The sequence below is a fragment of the Terriglobus roseus genome, from assembly GCF_900105625.1.
In the GTDB taxonomy this organism is placed as follows: domain Bacteria; phylum Acidobacteriota; class Terriglobia; order Terriglobales; family Acidobacteriaceae; genus Terriglobus; species Terriglobus roseus_B.
Genome location: NZ_FNSD01000001.1, coordinates 1,294,432 through 1,309,266, shown reverse-complemented (window position 1 = coordinate 1,309,266; position 14,835 = coordinate 1,294,432). Strand labels below are relative to the sequence as shown.

The 14,835-nt window shown below is 57.3% G+C and carries 16 protein-coding genes; 8 read left to right on the top strand and 8 right to left on the bottom strand.

What is annotated here, in order from left to right; all coding sequences use genetic code 11:
- Positions 1–213: 213 nt before the first annotated feature.
- Positions 214–1,407 carry a XylR family transcriptional regulator gene (locus BLW03_RS05190; protein WP_074652658.1) on the bottom strand — a complete coding sequence of 398 codons (1,194 nt, stop codon included), beginning with the start codon at positions 1,405–1,407 and terminating at the stop codon, positions 214–216.
- 209 nt (positions 1,408–1,616) lie between these two features.
- Here BLW03_RS05190 and BLW03_RS05185 point away from each other — a divergent pair, with 209 nt between their 5' ends.
- Positions 1,617–2,201, top strand: coding sequence for a hypothetical protein (locus BLW03_RS05185; RefSeq protein WP_074652657.1), 585 nt, complete (start codon positions 1,617–1,619; stop codon positions 2,199–2,201).
- Positions 2,202–2,285: 84 nt separating this feature from the next.
- Here BLW03_RS05185 and BLW03_RS05180 read toward each other — a convergent pair whose 3' ends face one another.
- Together BLW03_RS05180 and BLW03_RS05175 are read right to left on the bottom strand one after the other, a co-directional pair.
- The gene (locus BLW03_RS05180; RefSeq protein WP_074652656.1) at positions 2,286–3,158 is read right to left on the bottom strand and encodes a hypothetical protein; all 873 of its coding nucleotides are present in this window, start codon (positions 3,156–3,158) and stop codon (positions 2,286–2,288) included.
- On the bottom strand, positions 3,155–3,829 hold the full coding sequence (locus tag BLW03_RS05175; protein WP_074652655.1) for a SatD family protein: 675 nt from the start codon (positions 3,827–3,829) through the stop codon (positions 3,155–3,157). Before BLW03_RS05175 ends, BLW03_RS05180 begins: the two co-directional genes overlap by 4 nt.
- Positions 3,830–4,854: 1,025 nt before the next feature.
- Here BLW03_RS05175 and BLW03_RS05165 point away from each other — a divergent pair.
- Positions 4,855–6,030: an FAD-dependent oxidoreductase gene (locus BLW03_RS05165; protein ID WP_074652653.1), complete on the top strand. Its 1,176-nt coding sequence runs from the start codon at positions 4,855–4,857 to the stop codon at positions 6,028–6,030.
- Positions 6,031–6,047: 17 nt separating this feature from the next.
- Here the strand turns inward: BLW03_RS05165 and BLW03_RS05160 are convergent, their stop codons facing one another.
- On the bottom strand, positions 6,048–6,536 hold the full coding sequence (locus tag BLW03_RS05160; protein ID WP_074652652.1) for an NUDIX hydrolase: 489 nt from the start codon (positions 6,534–6,536) through the stop codon (positions 6,048–6,050).
- Positions 6,537–6,778: 242 nt separating this feature from the next.
- Here BLW03_RS05160 and BLW03_RS05155 point away from each other — a divergent pair, with 242 nt between their 5' ends.
- Both BLW03_RS05155 and BLW03_RS05145 read left to right on the top strand, forming a co-directional pair.
- Complete coding sequence (locus BLW03_RS05155) at positions 6,779–7,126, top strand: hypothetical protein (protein ID WP_074655784.1); 348 nt, start codon at positions 6,779–6,781, stop codon at positions 7,124–7,126.
- 554 nt (positions 7,127–7,680) lie between these two features.
- A complete protein-coding gene (locus BLW03_RS05145; RefSeq protein ID WP_074652651.1) occupies positions 7,681–8,337 on the top strand; it encodes an ROK family protein in 657 nt (218 codons plus the stop codon).
- Between the two features lie 510 nt (positions 8,338–8,847).
- Here the strand turns inward: BLW03_RS05145 and BLW03_RS05140 are convergent.
- Positions 8,848–9,420 carry a cytochrome b gene (locus tag BLW03_RS05140; protein WP_074652650.1) on the bottom strand — a complete coding sequence of 191 codons (573 nt, stop codon included), beginning with the start codon at positions 9,418–9,420 and terminating at the stop codon, positions 8,848–8,850.
- Positions 9,417–10,466 (bottom strand): catalase family peroxidase, encoded by a 1,050-nt coding sequence (locus tag BLW03_RS05135; RefSeq protein WP_074652649.1) that lies wholly within the window; start codon positions 10,464–10,466, stop codon positions 9,417–9,419. The genes BLW03_RS05140 and BLW03_RS05135 overlap by 4 nt, the downstream gene beginning before the upstream one ends.
- A gap of 457 nt (positions 10,467–10,923) precedes the next feature.
- Here BLW03_RS05135 and BLW03_RS05130 point away from each other — a divergent pair, with 457 nt between their 5' ends.
- From BLW03_RS05130 to BLW03_RS05115, 4 genes are all read left to right on the top strand, one after another.
- Entirely contained in the window at positions 10,924–11,469 is a 546-nt protein-coding gene (locus BLW03_RS05130) for a hypothetical protein (protein ID WP_244501968.1), read from the top strand.
- Positions 11,470–11,638: 169 nt separating this feature from the next.
- Positions 11,639–12,412, top strand: a complete 774-nt coding sequence (locus BLW03_RS05125) for a zinc-binding metallopeptidase family protein (protein ID WP_074652647.1) — start codon at positions 11,639–11,641, stop codon at positions 12,410–12,412.
- 147 nt (positions 12,413–12,559) lie between these two features.
- A complete protein-coding gene (locus BLW03_RS05120) occupies positions 12,560–13,108 on the top strand; it encodes a DUF892 family protein (RefSeq protein WP_074652646.1) in 549 nt (182 codons plus the stop codon).
- Positions 13,109–13,149: 41 nt separating this feature from the next.
- Positions 13,150–13,458, top strand: coding sequence for a hypothetical protein (locus tag BLW03_RS05115; protein ID WP_074652645.1), 309 nt, complete (start codon positions 13,150–13,152; stop codon positions 13,456–13,458).
- Between the two features lie 63 nt (positions 13,459–13,521).
- On the opposite strand, the gene BLW03_RS05110 is transcribed toward BLW03_RS05115, so the two are convergent.
- Both BLW03_RS05110 and BLW03_RS05105 read right to left on the bottom strand, forming a co-directional pair.
- Positions 13,522–13,965 (bottom strand): single-stranded DNA-binding protein, encoded by a 444-nt coding sequence (locus tag BLW03_RS05110; protein WP_244501967.1) that lies wholly within the window; start codon positions 13,963–13,965, stop codon positions 13,522–13,524.
- A 658-nt stretch (positions 13,966–14,623) separates the two neighbouring features.
- Positions 14,624–14,824, bottom strand: coding sequence for a hypothetical protein (locus tag BLW03_RS05105; protein WP_074652644.1), 201 nt, complete (start codon positions 14,822–14,824; stop codon positions 14,624–14,626).
- Positions 14,825–14,835 lie beyond the last annotated feature (11 nt).

Genomic DNA, 14,835 nt, shown 5'->3' with positions numbered 1-14,835 from the left:
AATGTCGAGCAGCGCCATGTCGAATTGCTGGACGCTAAGGTTTTCGTTGAAATGTTCAGCGAGGGAAGAGTAGCGAAAAGATCATTTCGTAATGATGAATTGACGCTGCAAATCCAGCGATATCCACCATCGTCCGTCACGGGGCGGTCCCGCTGCGCGTCGCTTCCGGCTATTGATCTAAACCAATTAAGGTTTTCAACGGAATCGCCCGGCCTAGTGCCGTCGTGTAGTAAGAACGGAATGCTGCGCCCGGTAACTGCCCGGCGTCTGCCCCGTGCGCTGCCGCATCATCTCGGTCATGTACTCAACGTGCCGAAAGCCGCAACGCACCGCTATCTCCGCGATCGACAGGTTTGTCTCCACCAGCAACTCCCGTACACGGTCCAGCTTAGCCTTCGCGATCAGGTCATGGATCGACTCGCCCAGTTCGCGATTGAATCGATCCTGAAGCGTCGTCCTCGATACGCCGACATGGCTCAGCACGTCGGGCACGCGAATGCCGTTCAACGCATGTTGCCGAATGTACCGGGCAGCCTTGGCGACCGAGGGATCGTAGATGGCAACGCCATCCGTCGATCGCCGCACCACTACGCCCGCAGGCGGCATCCGTCGCACATAGTTCTGGGGCACACGTTCGCCGCTGATCATGCTGTCCAGCAGCCTCGCCGCTTCGTAGCCCATCTGCCACGCGCCCAGCTCCACACTCGAGAGTGGCGGATCCGAGAGCGCACATGCGATGTCATCTGCCCCCACACCAATCACCGCAGCTTCAATCGGCACAGCCAGCCCGGCCATCCGGCAGGCGGTAAGCACCTGCAAACCACGAAAATCTGTGCTCGCCATTATGCCAACGGGTTTGGGCAGCCCCTTAATCCACTCCGTCAGTTGGTCCAGCTCGGTGTTCCACGCACCTTCACGCAGCGCCGCCATGCCCAGCTCGCGGTGTCCATAGACCGCGCACGAGAAACCCTTCGCCTCCACAGTCGCAGCAAAGGCAGTCGCTCTCTCGTCCGACCACGGATGACCGGCATGGCCTACGAACGCGAAGTGGATGAAGCGGCGCTCCAGCAGGTGATCCGCCGCCAGCTTGCCAACAGACCCATGATCGTTGGCGATCTGTGGAATGCCCATGTCCGCAGTCTGTTCATTCAGATCAATCGTCGGGATGCGTTTGCTGGCAACGATCTCGCGAATGTCCGGCGACGCGACACGCGTGATGATGCCATCCCCATCCCATTCCCGCAGCCACGAAGGAGACCGGTCGTTCACGGCTCGCTCGGTGAACATCACCGTCCACGGTCCGCACTCGCGAACGTACTGAGCAATGCCGGAGAGAAGCGTCCGTCCAAATTGCGTCGACGTCTCAACGACGAGTGCCACTCGCGGTGGATTGCTTGACCTGCCCATCGAACCCTTCTGATGCCCTCGCCTTGTCTCATTCTAGGGCCACAAGTCCAAGGTGCCGGTTCTGGTAGTTCACCACCCTCATTCCTCTTGCCGCGATCTCTGTCATCGCGGTGTCGCTCTTCGTAGGCCGACTTCTTTGGCGGAAAGGAGCGGGACCAGTCGCATCCTTCTATCAAGCACAGAAGGACGCGGAGGAGAACTATCGGGCTGTGGAGTCAGCTCTGGACAAATCCGCAATAATCCCTCCGGAGTTCGCGAGCGAACGCAAGAAGCTGGAACGTGCCAAAGCCGACTATCAAGGACTTGAACCGGAAAAGGCCAAGCGCCTTGCAGCGCTGCAGGCGGCTAGGGAGCAGAAGCAGCGGCAGCACTATTTGGAACGGTTCCGCATCGAGGACGAAGTCATCCCGGGGATCGGTCCAAAGTATAAGGCGGATTTGCGAGGCTTCAACATCGAAGATGCGTGGGATATCGACGCGGGCCTCATCTCGGGGATCAAAGGGTTCGGGAAGGTAAAGGTCAACACACTAGTTGCCTGGCGTCGAAGCAAGGAAGCTGGCTTCCGCTTCGATCCGAGCTTACCGGTCGATCCCAGAGATATCTATGCGCTCGATCGGGAGTTCTTGCAGAAGCGTCAAACGCTGCAGAACACTCTTCGCTCTGGACCTCAAGCCTTGCGGCAAACGGTGTCTGTCTGGCAGGCGCAACGTCGCCAAACCCAAGCGCAGCTCCATCGCGTTGCGAAGGATCTGGCCCAAGCTAACGTGAACCGCATCGCACTTAGAGCTTTCTAGGGTTGCTGACTTGCTGTTCAAGTCAGTCAGGCGCTTGCAAGTTTAACCACGTCATACGGCAGCGGGTTCTGAGGCAGAGCGTAGTCACCAGCAGAGTTTAAGAATCATTTGGATGAAGAGGCCAGCAGCCACGGCAACCCCACTGCTGACAAGTGTGCCGACCAGGAAATACTCGGAAAACTTCCTATTTTCAAGCTCTTTCGCCCGGAAGAGACCCTTGGCCGTCATCAAGAACGCTAAGGCCTGGTAGGCCTGGATCGCTACGAGTGCAAGGAGAAGCAATCGTTCTGCATTGCCGATCAATCGGCCGTGATTGTATTCCTCGCGGTCAAGGTCCTGTCTCTCCTCGGCATCCTTTATTGCCGAAAGTTGATCGCCCATTTCGGAAGGGCGCTCGCTCGTCAGCATTTCCGAAGTAACCGGGGGATTGGCCTTTGCTGCCGGCGCAAACTCTGGAAGGACTCGCCCTTTTTCAAGGAGACCGCGCACGATGTTTGTGCCTCCCACCTCGACATAAATCACAATAGAAATGATCAGAAGCACAGCCGCCACATGGCCCGGATCGAAGCCGAATACACCCCAAAACCGTGGGTGGGTTGAGGTCGCTCTTGCTAACCAGACAAAGCCGCCAAAGTAAATCAGAATGCCTGTCGCCTCGCTTTCGGCATATTGCCGTGGCAATAGCCAGCGTCTGACGAAGGAGAATAGAACGCTCATGAGTGTTGTGTAAGCGGCAATCCAAACGCTTTGGCGCGACGCGAGGGATATCAGGACGCCGGCAAGAATGCTGCGAACACTGAGCCACAGAAGCCAATGAGACAAAAGCCGCGAAGGCTCTTGCTTCGTATCTGACAGATCCGGGAACCAGAGATAGCCGACGCCCACCCAAGCCAGAGCGGCGTATGCGAGGAGGACAACAGCCTGAAGGTGTGCGTGTACAAAAGACGTGAAGCTCATGTTGTGAACTCTCTGCTTCCAAGAAGAAGGGCTTCCCGCAAGGCCGCCTCCCCCGCTCGGAAGGCCTCCCATCCTGCGGCCTTCTTGTGCTCGCTTATGGCTTGGGGACTTACCTGCATCGCGGCAGCGACCTCTCGTTGGCTTCCAGAATGACGTAGATGGTCCATGATCTCCAACTGTTTCTCGCTACGGCGATCCATCTGAAGTTCGAGCATGCGCGCGATTCCGTTCGCGATAACGTCGCAAGGCTTTCCGAATCCTTGAAACACGGCCCCCGTAATACCGTCGATTTTGGCTTGTTGGATTGCCGCGCGCGCGTTGTGAAACGCCGGTCCGTCCAGATTGATGGCACGTGCAGGAATCTTTGTATCAATGCGGCCGTACCCAAGGCCTAATCGGAAAGGAGGAAGGGAAGGCTCGCGTTGGACCTCCCATAGGAGGTCAGGAATGATCTCCGGATCTTGGACCAGGCCTTGGAACTCATCTCCTAAAGTCACCGTAAACAACGCCCGGATGGACGGCCGGTATGTCCGATTTAAACGCGCAATGAAGCGATTGAAGGCTTCCTGTATGTGCAAACGCGTTGTCCCTTTGTAATCGCGAGACTTGACCATGTCGCCGATGAGCGCAATAAAGCGATCCGAGGGAATTTTTGATGCTGACTTTGCCATACCCCATGCTAACGAGTGATAAGGCTAGCATCAACCTTAAAAGCTTGTTTATCTATAAGGCAAGGCAATAAGCTTGATATCTGTTGAATCAAGGATAAGTTCCGACACGACCACTCATAAAGTCGTCAACGGTTCTTGGAACGCAAACGGGAAAACGGAGTGGTACCCACCTGCGATCAACACAGGGACTTCCCGAACCGGCGGGCCACATCGGCTGACGGATCTTCTAAGCGGTCGCGTTGAGGCGGCTCGTCGGATGGTCCCGATGCTCCGAGCGCAACCAGGAGTATGTGTTAGAGCTGGCCCCCCTCGGTGACGCCGGACGGCACTTGTACGTCTAGGGTTTAGCCGGTCTGCTCGGTTGCGTTATCGGAGTCTTGATCGGAAGTCCCGCCGTATCGCCTCTGTCAGGTGCACTGTCAACCGGAACTTTATTGACGAAGTCTTGAGGCCTCACTCCCATGTCTATCTCCTTGGTTATGTTCAAAGTCACAAACAGAGTGATGCAGGCAAATCCTACCCCGAAAAGCCAACAGGACATTACGTTGACGAACCTAATCGTTACATTGTGCTTAGTGGGAAACGAGTGCGTGCCATAGGTATCCTCACGTCTGGCGCGCCAATATGATTGAGCCTTCTCCAGCCCAGCGATGCTCCAACGGAAGGAGAAAAGCACACAGCAGATACAGGCTGCAACAATGGATAATCCGGCAATCAGCAGAGAAACTTGTTCGGGATGCTTGGGAGCCACGTCTTTTGCAAACGTAAGACTCAACACAATCAGACCGGAACACAAAGTCAGCAGCTGCTTGTCAATTTCGAGCTGTTGAGTGCTGATCTCTGCGTGATTCTGATTGATCTCGGAGTCACAAAGAAGCTGATCTTCCTTCGAGACCTCCGGCCCCACTTCGAGCGCGAGCGCCTTTACTTTTTCGGTGTCGGGTTGTTCGTCGCCGCAGGCCGGCTCGGCGGCGGCGTTGGGCGCGGCAAGCTCTCCAGCCGTGTGGCGATTAGGCTAAAGGTCTATGGGTGCCATCAGCGGGAAGAAGATCGCCATTGTGGGCGGAGGGCCAGGCGGCCTTACGCTAGCTCGGCTGCTCCAGCAAGGCGGAGCGAGCGTTACGGTATACGAACGAGACCAGAGCCGGAGCGCGCGAGTGCAGGGCAGCGCGTTGGACCTCCACGAAGACTCTGGTCTGGCGGCGTTGGAGGCTGCCGGCTTGATGGATGCATTCTGGGCCAACCACCGCCCGGACCTTGATCGCCTGCGCCTTACCAACGAGAAGGGAACTGTTCTCCACGACCATCCCCGCCAGAAGTCCGGCGCAGGACAACGACCCGAGATCGAACGCGGCCCGCTGCGAGATCTTCTGCTGGATTCGCTCCGGCCTGGCACGGTGCAATGGGACTGCAAGCTGGAGTCTGCGGAGCTGGACGGAGAGCTGGTGGGGCTCCGTTTCGGGAGTGGGCAGACCGCGGTTGCCGACATCGCGATCGGTAGTGACGGCGCGAACTCCCGCCTGCGTGAGCTGGTCACGCCCATTCGGCCGGAGTACGTTGGCGTGTCGCTCGTAGAAGGACTGGTTCCGGCGGCGCAGCAGACCATACCGAAGCTGTGGGAACTCCTTGGAGGATCGGCTTTGATCGCTTTGGGGAACGAGAGAACCATTGGCATGGGGACGAAGCCGGATGGAAGTGTGCTGCTGTATGCGGGGTTGAAGACTCATGACACAGCGGTGCGGCGGAGCTTAGAAGAAGCTGTCGGGCCGGAACAGCGTGTTGCGTGGTTCCGCGCCAACTTCGATGGATGGAGCGAGATCTGGGAACCGCTTTTCCGGGAAGCGGTGTCGACGGTCTGGCGGCCGCTCCTGGTCTGTCCGAAAGAGCAGCACTGGGAACCGAAGCCCAACGTCACTCTCATCGGGGATGCAGCACACGTCATGCCACCCTACGCAGGCGAAGGCGTCAACATGGCGATGCTGGACGCCCTGGTGCTGTCGAAGCTGCTGCTTACCGACGACACTCCCGCCGCTGCGATCGCAGCGTATGAGGCGGAGATGTTTGCGCGCATGAGGGAGATGACGGCTGACACGATGGTGAATACCGAGATGTTCTATGCGCCTGATGCATGCGATCGAGTCGTGTCCTTGTTTCGCAGCTTCGGCGGCACGGAGTCGGTGCCACCTCTGTCGGAAGCGTGACTCAGAATACGTTGTACTCAGGGAGCATTGATGCTTGACTCGGGTGCGGCGAGGACGTCGCCGAGTCGCTGAAGAAGCACGCGCTGCTCTTCGCGGATAAGCGGACGCGCCTCGTCCAAGGTGAACCAACCGCCGCGATCGATTTCCGGAATGCTGATCTCCTGCCCGGAGCGAGGCGGCCAGACGATGCTGCAGGTGTTGCTCACCAGGCCAGCAGGATCGCAGTCTCCTTCGAATGCCCAGACATGTGTCGTCTTGCCGCTCTTCTGCCGTACTGACCGTAAACCGAGCGACGGCGGTGCAGCCATAAACCCGGTCTCTTCCTGGAACTCGCGCTGCGCAGCGGTCAGCAGATCTTCTCCGTCCTCGACCTGTCCTCTCGGCACCGTCCAGACGCCCAAGTTCTTGTGCTGCCAGTAAGGACCTCCCGGATGGACCAGAAAGACTTCGAGTCCTCTCTCGCTACGGCGGAACATCAATAAACCGGCGCTTGTGGTTGTCGACATGGCTGCTTTGATGCCCTCTGCTGATGGCTGCGGAGTGTGGCTCGCGGGCTAGCCCGGCGTGTTCCTGGCCACGCGTGTGCCTGCCTATGACCCTCCCACTGCCAAGAAAGCCGTTCCCTTCTGAATCGGCAATGCAAATGTCGAATCAAGTCACAAGTTTGCAGGTAGGCGAAGAGACGGCGAATTAGAATGGACTAGCTGAATCTTTGGGCTGAACAATGAGCCCAGACAGGGAGGTGGTTATGGGGAATCCCGAGCACATGGCGCAAGAGCCCGCCGGGCAGATCGCACAGCAGCCAGAAGAGTATGAAGCTGGATATGCTGCGCGCCACGAGAACCAGCCCTATAGCCTCACGGCGACTCGAAGCTGGCAAGGTGGATGGACGGATGCCGATTGTGAGATCAAGAAGCCGTGGGCAAGGACCACCATCCAGCAGGATTCCTTGCCGTTCTTCGGAACAGGAAGCCAGGCCCGCAGGGAAGGCATATCCTTCGACACCTTCCGGACCGAGGAGTGGAAGCGTGGGTGGATCGAAGCTGATATCGCTCTCGGCATTGAGGACCTAGTGCGAGCCGAAGTGCTTCGGTAGAAGCATCTCTCATTACGCTTCGTTAGATGTGAGGAGGGGCTGGCGTGAAGATATCTACACAAGGAGCGCTGCACCGCCGCTGCGGACGGGACGAGATCCTCGCGCTCGGGAGTGCGCCACCTGCTACACACTGCGCCGGCAGGATGACGAGTGCTTCGGCGGCCTGCGTGAAGCGGTGCTGGAACGTGATCAGTACCGTTGCCGTGTGTGCGACGCTCCGCGGCGTATCAAACGTTCCATCATCGTGCATCACCGCGTACCCGGAAGGTCCGTACTGCACCCGATGATCTCGCTTTGCCCGGGTTGTCATGCGAAGGTGCACCGCACGACGGTAGTCCTTTCCGCCATGCCGCCTCTGTTGCTGAAGCTATGGAGAGAGCAGCACCCGGATCGACACGAGCAGCGGATCCTTGATTTTCGGAAGAAAGATATGCAGTCTAGGCCGATGTTCTGAGCGCGGGCGTCATCGCAAGAGGCGACGCTCATCTCGGAAACGCCACCGTCGCAAATAAATGACACCCGTAAAGGCGTAACTCGGGAGCATCCTACTCTTGATGAAGATTCTAGTTGTTGATATAGGTGGCACTCACGTCAAGGTGGCCTCAAGCGACCATGTTGTCCCCCTCAAAATCGTCTCCGGGCCCGACATGACCGCTCAAGATATGGTCGATCAGGTGCGCACCGTCACCGCGAGTTGGGAGTACGACGCTATCTCCTTCGGCTATCCGGGGCCTGTCGGGAAGAACGGTCCCCTGGCCGAACCCCACAACCTCGCTGCCGGATGGGTCGACTTCTCGTACGCAGAAGCTTTCCCCGGCAAGCAAATCCGATTTCTCAACGATGCTGCCATGCAGGCGCTGGGCGGCTACCGGGGCGGTCGGATGCTCTTCCTTGGTATTGGTACCGGTCTGGGCTCCTGTCTCATTTTCGACGGCACTATCATCCCCCTCGAACTGGCTCATCTTCCATACAAAAACGGCCGCACCTATGAGCAGTACATCGGCCAAGCTGGGCTCGAGCGACGTGGCAAGAAGGCGTGGCGCAGATCCGTGCTGAAAATTGTTGCGCTCTTACGTGCCGCTACGGTGTGTGATTCTGTCCTGCTCGGGGGCGGCAATGCCAAACTCATGAAGAAACTACCGAACGGCACTTCCTGCGGGGCGAATAGCAATGCGATTCAAGGTGGTTTTGCATTGTGGGCGACATCGTGATGTGCCCCAGCGCTGTAGCTTCGAACTATTTCGGCTCTGGCCTGTAGCGTGATTATCTCGTTGTCGTCTGTTTTGTTCCGGTAGTTGTTGTTGGGCTGGTGCGTGGGAGCGTCCTGGTTGTACCCCAACGAATCCACGTGCCGTCACCACAAATTCAGGTGGCTTTGAGGATTGCCCCCGACATTGAGAGATAGGGCCCGTACGACAGATAATTTCTCAAAGTACAATCAGGGGGTATGTCGAAACAACATACCCTAGTCGGAACCAATCCCTCACGTTAGCAAAGCCCCAAATTCAATTCGTGTCGTCTAGGTGATTGCCAGTCTGCTTCCTTTGCAGCCTCCCACTTGGGCCACGTCTGCGTTCAAATCCCGGAAAACTTTCACCCGATCTTCGTCCGGGATCTTAGTGCAATACTCCGGGATTTCAGTGCCGTAAACCGGCAGTTAAGTCTAGGAAAAACAATGAAAGTACCGCAATTCCGGGATTCAAGTGCAGCCCGACGATTGCTCAGACGTGTTTCGCATCCAGTTCGCGTTTCTGGTTCACCGTGACAACGGGTGCCATGGCTTCGAAGACGCCATCTTTCCGCACTAGTTTGTGGAACAGCAGTGCTGCAGTATGCATAAGGATGAGAGCGAAGAAGGCGTAGCCGAGGACGGAGTGTGCACGCTGCAGCAGCGGGTACAGCGCTGCGCTGACCGGAACAATCGCGGGCAGATGCACCTTTCCAAATAAAACCACTGGATGTGCCGCGGCAGAGAGCATCCCCCAGCCGAGCAACGGCATACTGAGCATGAGCGCGTAGAACACGTATTGCGACGAGTCTGCGGCAAACCGCATCAGCACCGGCATGTCTCGTGGTAATGACGGCGATGTGTACCGGATGCGGAGCAGCAGGCGCAGTAAAGCGAGTAGCAAGACTATGATCCCAAGCGTTTTGTGGATCTGCACCAGCGTCAGCCACTTCGGCGTGACAGTCGAGATCATGCCAACGCCGAGGAACAGCATGGCGACTATGCAGACCGCCATGCCCCAGTGGAGTAGCCGTTGCGGAGCGGTAAATCGCTTGATAGCTGTCATTGCGCTCCTCCGCGAGGATAGTTCTTGGCTTCAGCCATCCGATGGTCATAGGACACACGGTATGCAGCGGAACGCGCGGCTGGAAAGGTGTCGTCCGATGTGGTGATGCCGGCAGGCAGGACGGCTGGATCAAAGTTGATGTCGCGGCAGGGACCGTCGCTTTCCGTTTCGACGTGATTCGCGGCTAGCGTACCCACATCTAGGGTCCGTCGGTCAGCGGGCCAAGTCTTGGTTGGATCCGCCGTCGGGTCGTTGGGATTGGCGACGGTTAGCACCATCTCCCAGTGCCGCGGAGCAGTGCCGACACGCTGAGCAATGTCCATTTGCAAAAAATCGGGCGGGCGAGCTGCAAGTTGGTCCGGTGAAAGCAGTACTGGCGTGGCAGAAGGGATCAGCGACCAACGTACCGCGTGCTTGACCCCCGCGTTGTCGATAAACAAGAACGAGTTCAGGCTGTTGAAGCGGTCTTCGGTCCAGCTCTCCGTGCGCGGATGTGTCTTTGCCCAGGCGATGAAAGAAGACGTCTCAGGATGCGCAGCCAGGTAACTCTTGATGGTTCCGGGATCTTTGCTGCCTGCGGCGCTTAGGAATTGGTAAAACGCCTGTGGCGAGGACGCTGCAAAGAACGGCGCGTCCAGCATAGCGCTGCGCCAATCGCCACCGTGTGGCGTGGTGATGCGTATGCTGAACCCTCGCGCCTGCGCCATAGCGTCCGGCATGTGCGGGTCGCCGCCTGGTACATTAAAGCGTCCTACGACGGGGTACTGACCCGGGGTAAAAACTTCTGCTGTTGATAGCGCCTCTCCCGCGCCATTTGCAGTGAAGGTGCCCGTGAAACAAATGCCCTTAATGTGATTGCGACGATGCCCGAGCGCCTGGCCGCTTGGAGGTGCCAATGCGGCGACCAACTTATCTGGTGTAAGCCGGCGGGGCGTAAGCCACCCTGCTGTGTACGCGAATGCCGTTGCCGCGAGTCCCACGACCGACGCAATCGCGAACAGCGGACCAATTGCAAGTAAAGTGCGTTGATTTGATTGCGGGCTCATTTACCGTCCTTCATACATAGCATCCCTGAGCGGTCGTCTGCCTCTCCCCGTGTTGCCAAGAGCGGCCCGCCACTAAATGCGACACTAATCGTAATTAAACTACGACCTTTGTTGTGACAAGCGAAACACTGCGCACCATGGTCTACGACGCCCGTCGAACAGCAGGTTCCGAGAAGAACCGCTTACATAGGCGGCACCACACCCCTGCCTAAGGTCACGAGATCAGCGCGCAGACCGGGTCGGGTCTTGATCATGACCGTGGTGCCGACAGTTGCAGCGGACCTGGATGCGCGCCCACGCCGAACCCGTACCAGTGCGGTATCCACAAGGCTCCACTCACGCTTTCCTCGCGTTGAAGACCTTGGAGGGAAAACAGATTGCAACGGGGGAAGTAACACAGACCGTGCGAGGCACTAGGGTGACATCCCAGCTCATCTTTCGTTTTCGGGACGGCTCCGTGGATGACGACCGCACGATCTTCACGCAACGGGGAATGTTCCGGCTGGTCAGCGACCACCACATCCAGAAGGGGCCGTCATTTCCAAAGCCCATCGATGTATTGATCGATGGGCTGTCAGGAACGATCACCTCACGGGACGGAGATGGCAAGGTCAAGGAGGAACATTTGGATCTGCCACTCGATGTCGCCAATGGGCTGCCCCCAAACCTTCTGCTGAACATCTCTGCTTCTGCGGCCGAAACGAAAGTTTCGTATGTTGCACCCGGCGACAAGCCTCGATTGATTCACCTTTCCATAAAGCCGATAGGGGTTATGGTCTTCAGCGCGGGTGGAGTGCAACGTAAAGCCACGGATTTCAAAATTCACGTGGAGCTGGGCGGTATCACTGGCATAATCGCGCCGGTCATTGGCAAGGAGCCTGAGGACTTCCACATCTGGATTATGGCTGGCGATCCGCCTGCCTTCATTCGCGAGGAAGGACAGCTCTATCTTGGGGGCCCCATCTGGAGAATAGAGCAGATCAGCCCCACGTTTGGTCATTGATCGTCCCCGGGCGGCTCGGCTCGCAGCAGTGAGCTTTCATCTGTTGTTGTCAGACTTCGATGGTGAGCCTGGCCGCAACGCATAGCGCATTGTTCCCGCATCGAAAAGCGATGTATGCGCTCAATGCACCTGCCTTGACAGAGCGAGCCCGAGTGGGTCAGCTAAGAACATGATCAACTCGAAAGCTGTAGCGGCCCACCTAAAAGAACTCGGCGACTGGACTGATGGAGACGGGGGATCTGCAGCCCGCTCAGCAAGCGCGTGGTTTCAAGATCAACTGCAGCAACTTACGTTTGAACATCATTGCGATGAGACAGGAAACACCTGGATCACCGTCCCCGGCAAGAGCGATCAGGCTGTTGTGCTTGGAAGCCTCCTCAACCAAGGTTCAGACACTCTTCTGCAGCATCACGTCGGCCTTGTAAGCGGGTTGGAGATCCTGAAAGCAGTCGCGCAGCGGAATCACGGGCTTCCTCCCTGCACGCTTCAGCTGGTCGCATGGTCATCACCAAGCGGGATGGGACTTGATCCTGATCGTTCTACCTCCGCAGTGCTTGGGGAAAAGGCAGCCGCGTATCTGGAACTGCACTTCACCGATGAAGCAGATGCAAAGCAGGCATCGTCACTGGATGCGCAGCAGACCCGCCGGGACACATTGGATAGACGCCTCATGGCGCTCTGCGATGAAGCCGTACGTGAGATGACCGGCGCGCCTGCATCTCTGCCGCTGCGTGAAGAGACTATAGAGACGGACGATAGTCATGTCCCGACAGGGGTAATGTTCTTCCCAGGGCCGGTACCTTCAATCGGTCAAGAAGCTTTGCATTTGCATCTCCTGCAGGCATCGGAAGCCTTTGGACGATGGGCTGAGTCCACCATGCACCTGGTCGTCGGCGAAGAGCTCGATCTCTGGGCTCGCGAGCAGCGCATACCGCGGACTTAAACAGCCTCTTTGTATAGCCCGCATCTCCTGTCGGCTGATCTGCTCCGCGGTTCTCTGCTGCTCGGGGATTGCAGTGGAGTAGACCCCGATTATGCCAATTCACCCAAGGCAAACTGCGCCAGGACCGTACGAACGAAAGAGATAGTCATGCCCAACTCAGGCTTCAGAAGCCTCTTCGCTGATGAGGTTGAAGCGCTGTATGCAGCTGAGTCCTTGATCTCGAAGACGTTTCCGTTATTGAAGAAGAAGGTCGCCACGAAGGAACTGGTGTTGATGCTCGACCAGCAGGCCGCTCAGGCAAAGAGCCACACAAAAAACCTCAAGTCGGCGCTAATATTCCTCGACCGAAGGGCAGCTGGAGCAGAGAGCCGCTCTGTGAAGGCAATGTTGTCCGAATGCGATGATGCACTGGAGCGTCTTGAAAAAGGGAATCTCCTCGATGCAACGCTGTTGGTCCACTTGCAGCGCTTGGAGTTTCATAGGCTCGGAGCTTACAGAGCAACGCTGGCGCTGGCCACGCAGTTGGGAGAAGATGGCATTCTCGACTTCTTAAAAGAAGCAGCGGCATTCGACGATGTGACGACGAAGCGCTTAGGGCAAATTGCCTTGCAGGTGAATGCAGAAGCCTTCGCTGACACTCGGTCTGAAATCCTCGCGCCTGTAATCGGAGAACTTGAAGCAGACAAGGTCGAGTAGTCGTGGCCGCCTCAAAGCTTACTGTGCATCTAAGCTAACTAATGAACACCAATCAGATTCTCTCTGCTATCGATGCCGAAATTACCAAGCTTCAGCAAGCCCGCGCTCTTCTCGGTGGCTACTCCGAGCCGGCCGCAATTAAGCGCGGTCCTGGGCGCCCGAAGAAGGTCGCAGCGCCTTTGAAGACTGTGGCGAAGCCCGCTGCTTCCAAGCGTGGCCCAGGCCGCCCGAAAAAGGTCGTGGCCCCAGCGAAGGCCGGCGCGAAGCGCACGATGAGTGCGGAGGGCAAGGCTCGCATCGCAGCTGCCCAGAAAATACGTTGGGCGGCCGCAAAGAAATCCGTCGAGTAGCAGGCGGACGAGATTCAAGAGGTACGAAGAGGTGGATGAGTGACAAGCTCGTCCACCTCTTTGTTACTCGCTGACGCCATCCGCAGGATCATCAGCGGCTTCGACTTTCGAGAGCCGCTTCATGCTGATGGCATGGATCTCTGCGATGCGGTGCTTAAACGGGACACCCTCGACGTCTTCGGTCACCTCGCGATACCGGAGTGTCCCTTCCAGAGTGATGAGCTGCCCCTTCTGGAGAGTCTTTGCGAACTTCGAGAGATTGCTCCAGGCGAAGACGCGGTGCCACTCGGTACGGTTCTCGTAATCTCCCTTGTCGTTCTTCCAGCTCTCCTGGGTAGCGATGTTGAGGATGACGTACTCGTTCTTGTTCTGAGCGGTCTTGGCTTCTGCGTTTTGTCCGAGGCGGCCGATGAGGATGACTTTGTTGAACATGGTGTTTGGCTCCGTTTCTTCTGGTTTGTCCGCTGTCTGCGGTACATGCTTGCCCAACGGGTGTGCCGTCGCCATCCACTCCCTCGGCGACTGAATGGAAGCTACGGAAAGGGACCCCAGCTTGCCTGGGGCAAGGAGTCCATACCTCGCAGAGGTGCGTAGCGGGTTCCAGGAGGGAGAGCGTGCGTCCGAAGGGCGTGGATGCTCTTGGCGCGGCACGCTGAACGCAGACAGCAAGGCAAACCGGAAGGGAGCCATCCAGTTCGACCTTCTCCTATCATGGCGCGAGTAGCGAAAGCCAGCTCAGAACTAGAACAGGCAAATGCAAATCCAGCAAGAAAGAACATTAGGGGCGCGGATTGTCGATGGCTACCGCTCTGCCCAGTCTCTCGCCTTCGTCATGGTTACTCCAGTCGTAACTGGCGACTCGGGCGGGCTGTCCGCGACGTGAGCGTTTCCGGCTCAGGCAAGAGCTTTATACGTTCGACCTAGGTCTATGGGGGCGGGGTAGATCCTTAAAGCCTACCCGTCGCAGACCGCCTGTTGGTCCGCGAAACACAACCGCAGTTCAGATTTTCACTTTAGGGAAAGACAAGGCAGTTAACCATCGTTGTGAGAGGGGAACTTTTCTTGCTGACGCCGCTTCTAATCGAGATCTTTCGACTGCGTATCTTTACCGGTACTAAAGGCAGTAACCATCGGGTGAGGAGAAGCGTTCGGAGGTCCGCTCGTGTTAATTGCCCAATGCCGCGTTAATGAGCTGGACACATTCGTATTGGCTCTTGCCTTCAATATTGAGCTTATCGCCCCCGTTAAATACGATGAGCGCGTGCTGACTATTCTGATTTGGCACGCGCTCTGTGGCAATGACGGTCGTGACGTATTCAACAGACAAAGGATTGATTGCGTAAGAACCAATTTCGACCAGCTTCATGAGTTCTCCGT

Bases quoted from the DNA above. Each gene is read 5' to 3' on its own strand.
- BLW03_RS05175 (WP_074652655.1), bottom strand. From the start codon at position 3,829: ATGGCAAAGTCAGCATCAAAAATTCCCTCGGATCGCTTTATTGCGCTC.
- BLW03_RS05110 (WP_244501967.1), bottom strand. From the start codon at position 13,965: ATGGCGACGGCACACCCGTTGGGCAAGCATGTACCGCAGACAGCGGAC.
- BLW03_RS05135 (WP_074652649.1), bottom strand. From the start codon at position 10,466: ATGAGCCCGCAATCAAATCAACGCACTTTACTTGCAATTGGTCCGCTG.
- BLW03_RS05155 (WP_074655784.1), top strand. From the start codon at position 6,779: ATGGGGAATCCCGAGCACATGGCGCAAGAGCCCGCCGGGCAGATCGCA.
- BLW03_RS05140 (WP_074652650.1), bottom strand. From the start codon at position 9,420: ATGACAGCTATCAAGCGATTTACCGCTCCGCAACGGCTACTCCACTGG.
- BLW03_RS05160 (WP_074652652.1), bottom strand. From the start codon at position 6,536: ATGTCGACAACCACAAGCGCCGGTTTATTGATGTTCCGCCGTAGCGAG.
- BLW03_RS05125 (WP_074652647.1), top strand. From the start codon at position 11,639: ATGATCAACTCGAAAGCTGTAGCGGCCCACCTAAAAGAACTCGGCGAC.
- BLW03_RS05120 (WP_074652646.1), top strand. From the start codon at position 12,560: ATGCCCAACTCAGGCTTCAGAAGCCTCTTCGCTGATGAGGTTGAAGCG.
- BLW03_RS05165 (WP_074652653.1), top strand. From the start codon at position 4,855: ATGGGTGCCATCAGCGGGAAGAAGATCGCCATTGTGGGCGGAGGGCCA.
- BLW03_RS05145 (WP_074652651.1), top strand. From the start codon at position 7,681: ATGAAGATTCTAGTTGTTGATATAGGTGGCACTCACGTCAAGGTGGCC.
- BLW03_RS05105 (WP_074652644.1), bottom strand. From the start codon at position 14,824: ATGAAGCTGGTCGAAATTGGTTCTTACGCAATCAATCCTTTGTCTGTT.
- BLW03_RS05180 (WP_074652656.1), bottom strand. From the start codon at position 3,158: ATGAGCTTCACGTCTTTTGTACACGCACACCTTCAGGCTGTTGTCCTC.
- BLW03_RS05190 (WP_074652658.1), bottom strand. From the start codon at position 1,407: ATGGGCAGGTCAAGCAATCCACCGCGAGTGGCACTCGTCGTTGAGACG.
- BLW03_RS05115 (WP_074652645.1), top strand. From the start codon at position 13,150: ATGAACACCAATCAGATTCTCTCTGCTATCGATGCCGAAATTACCAAG.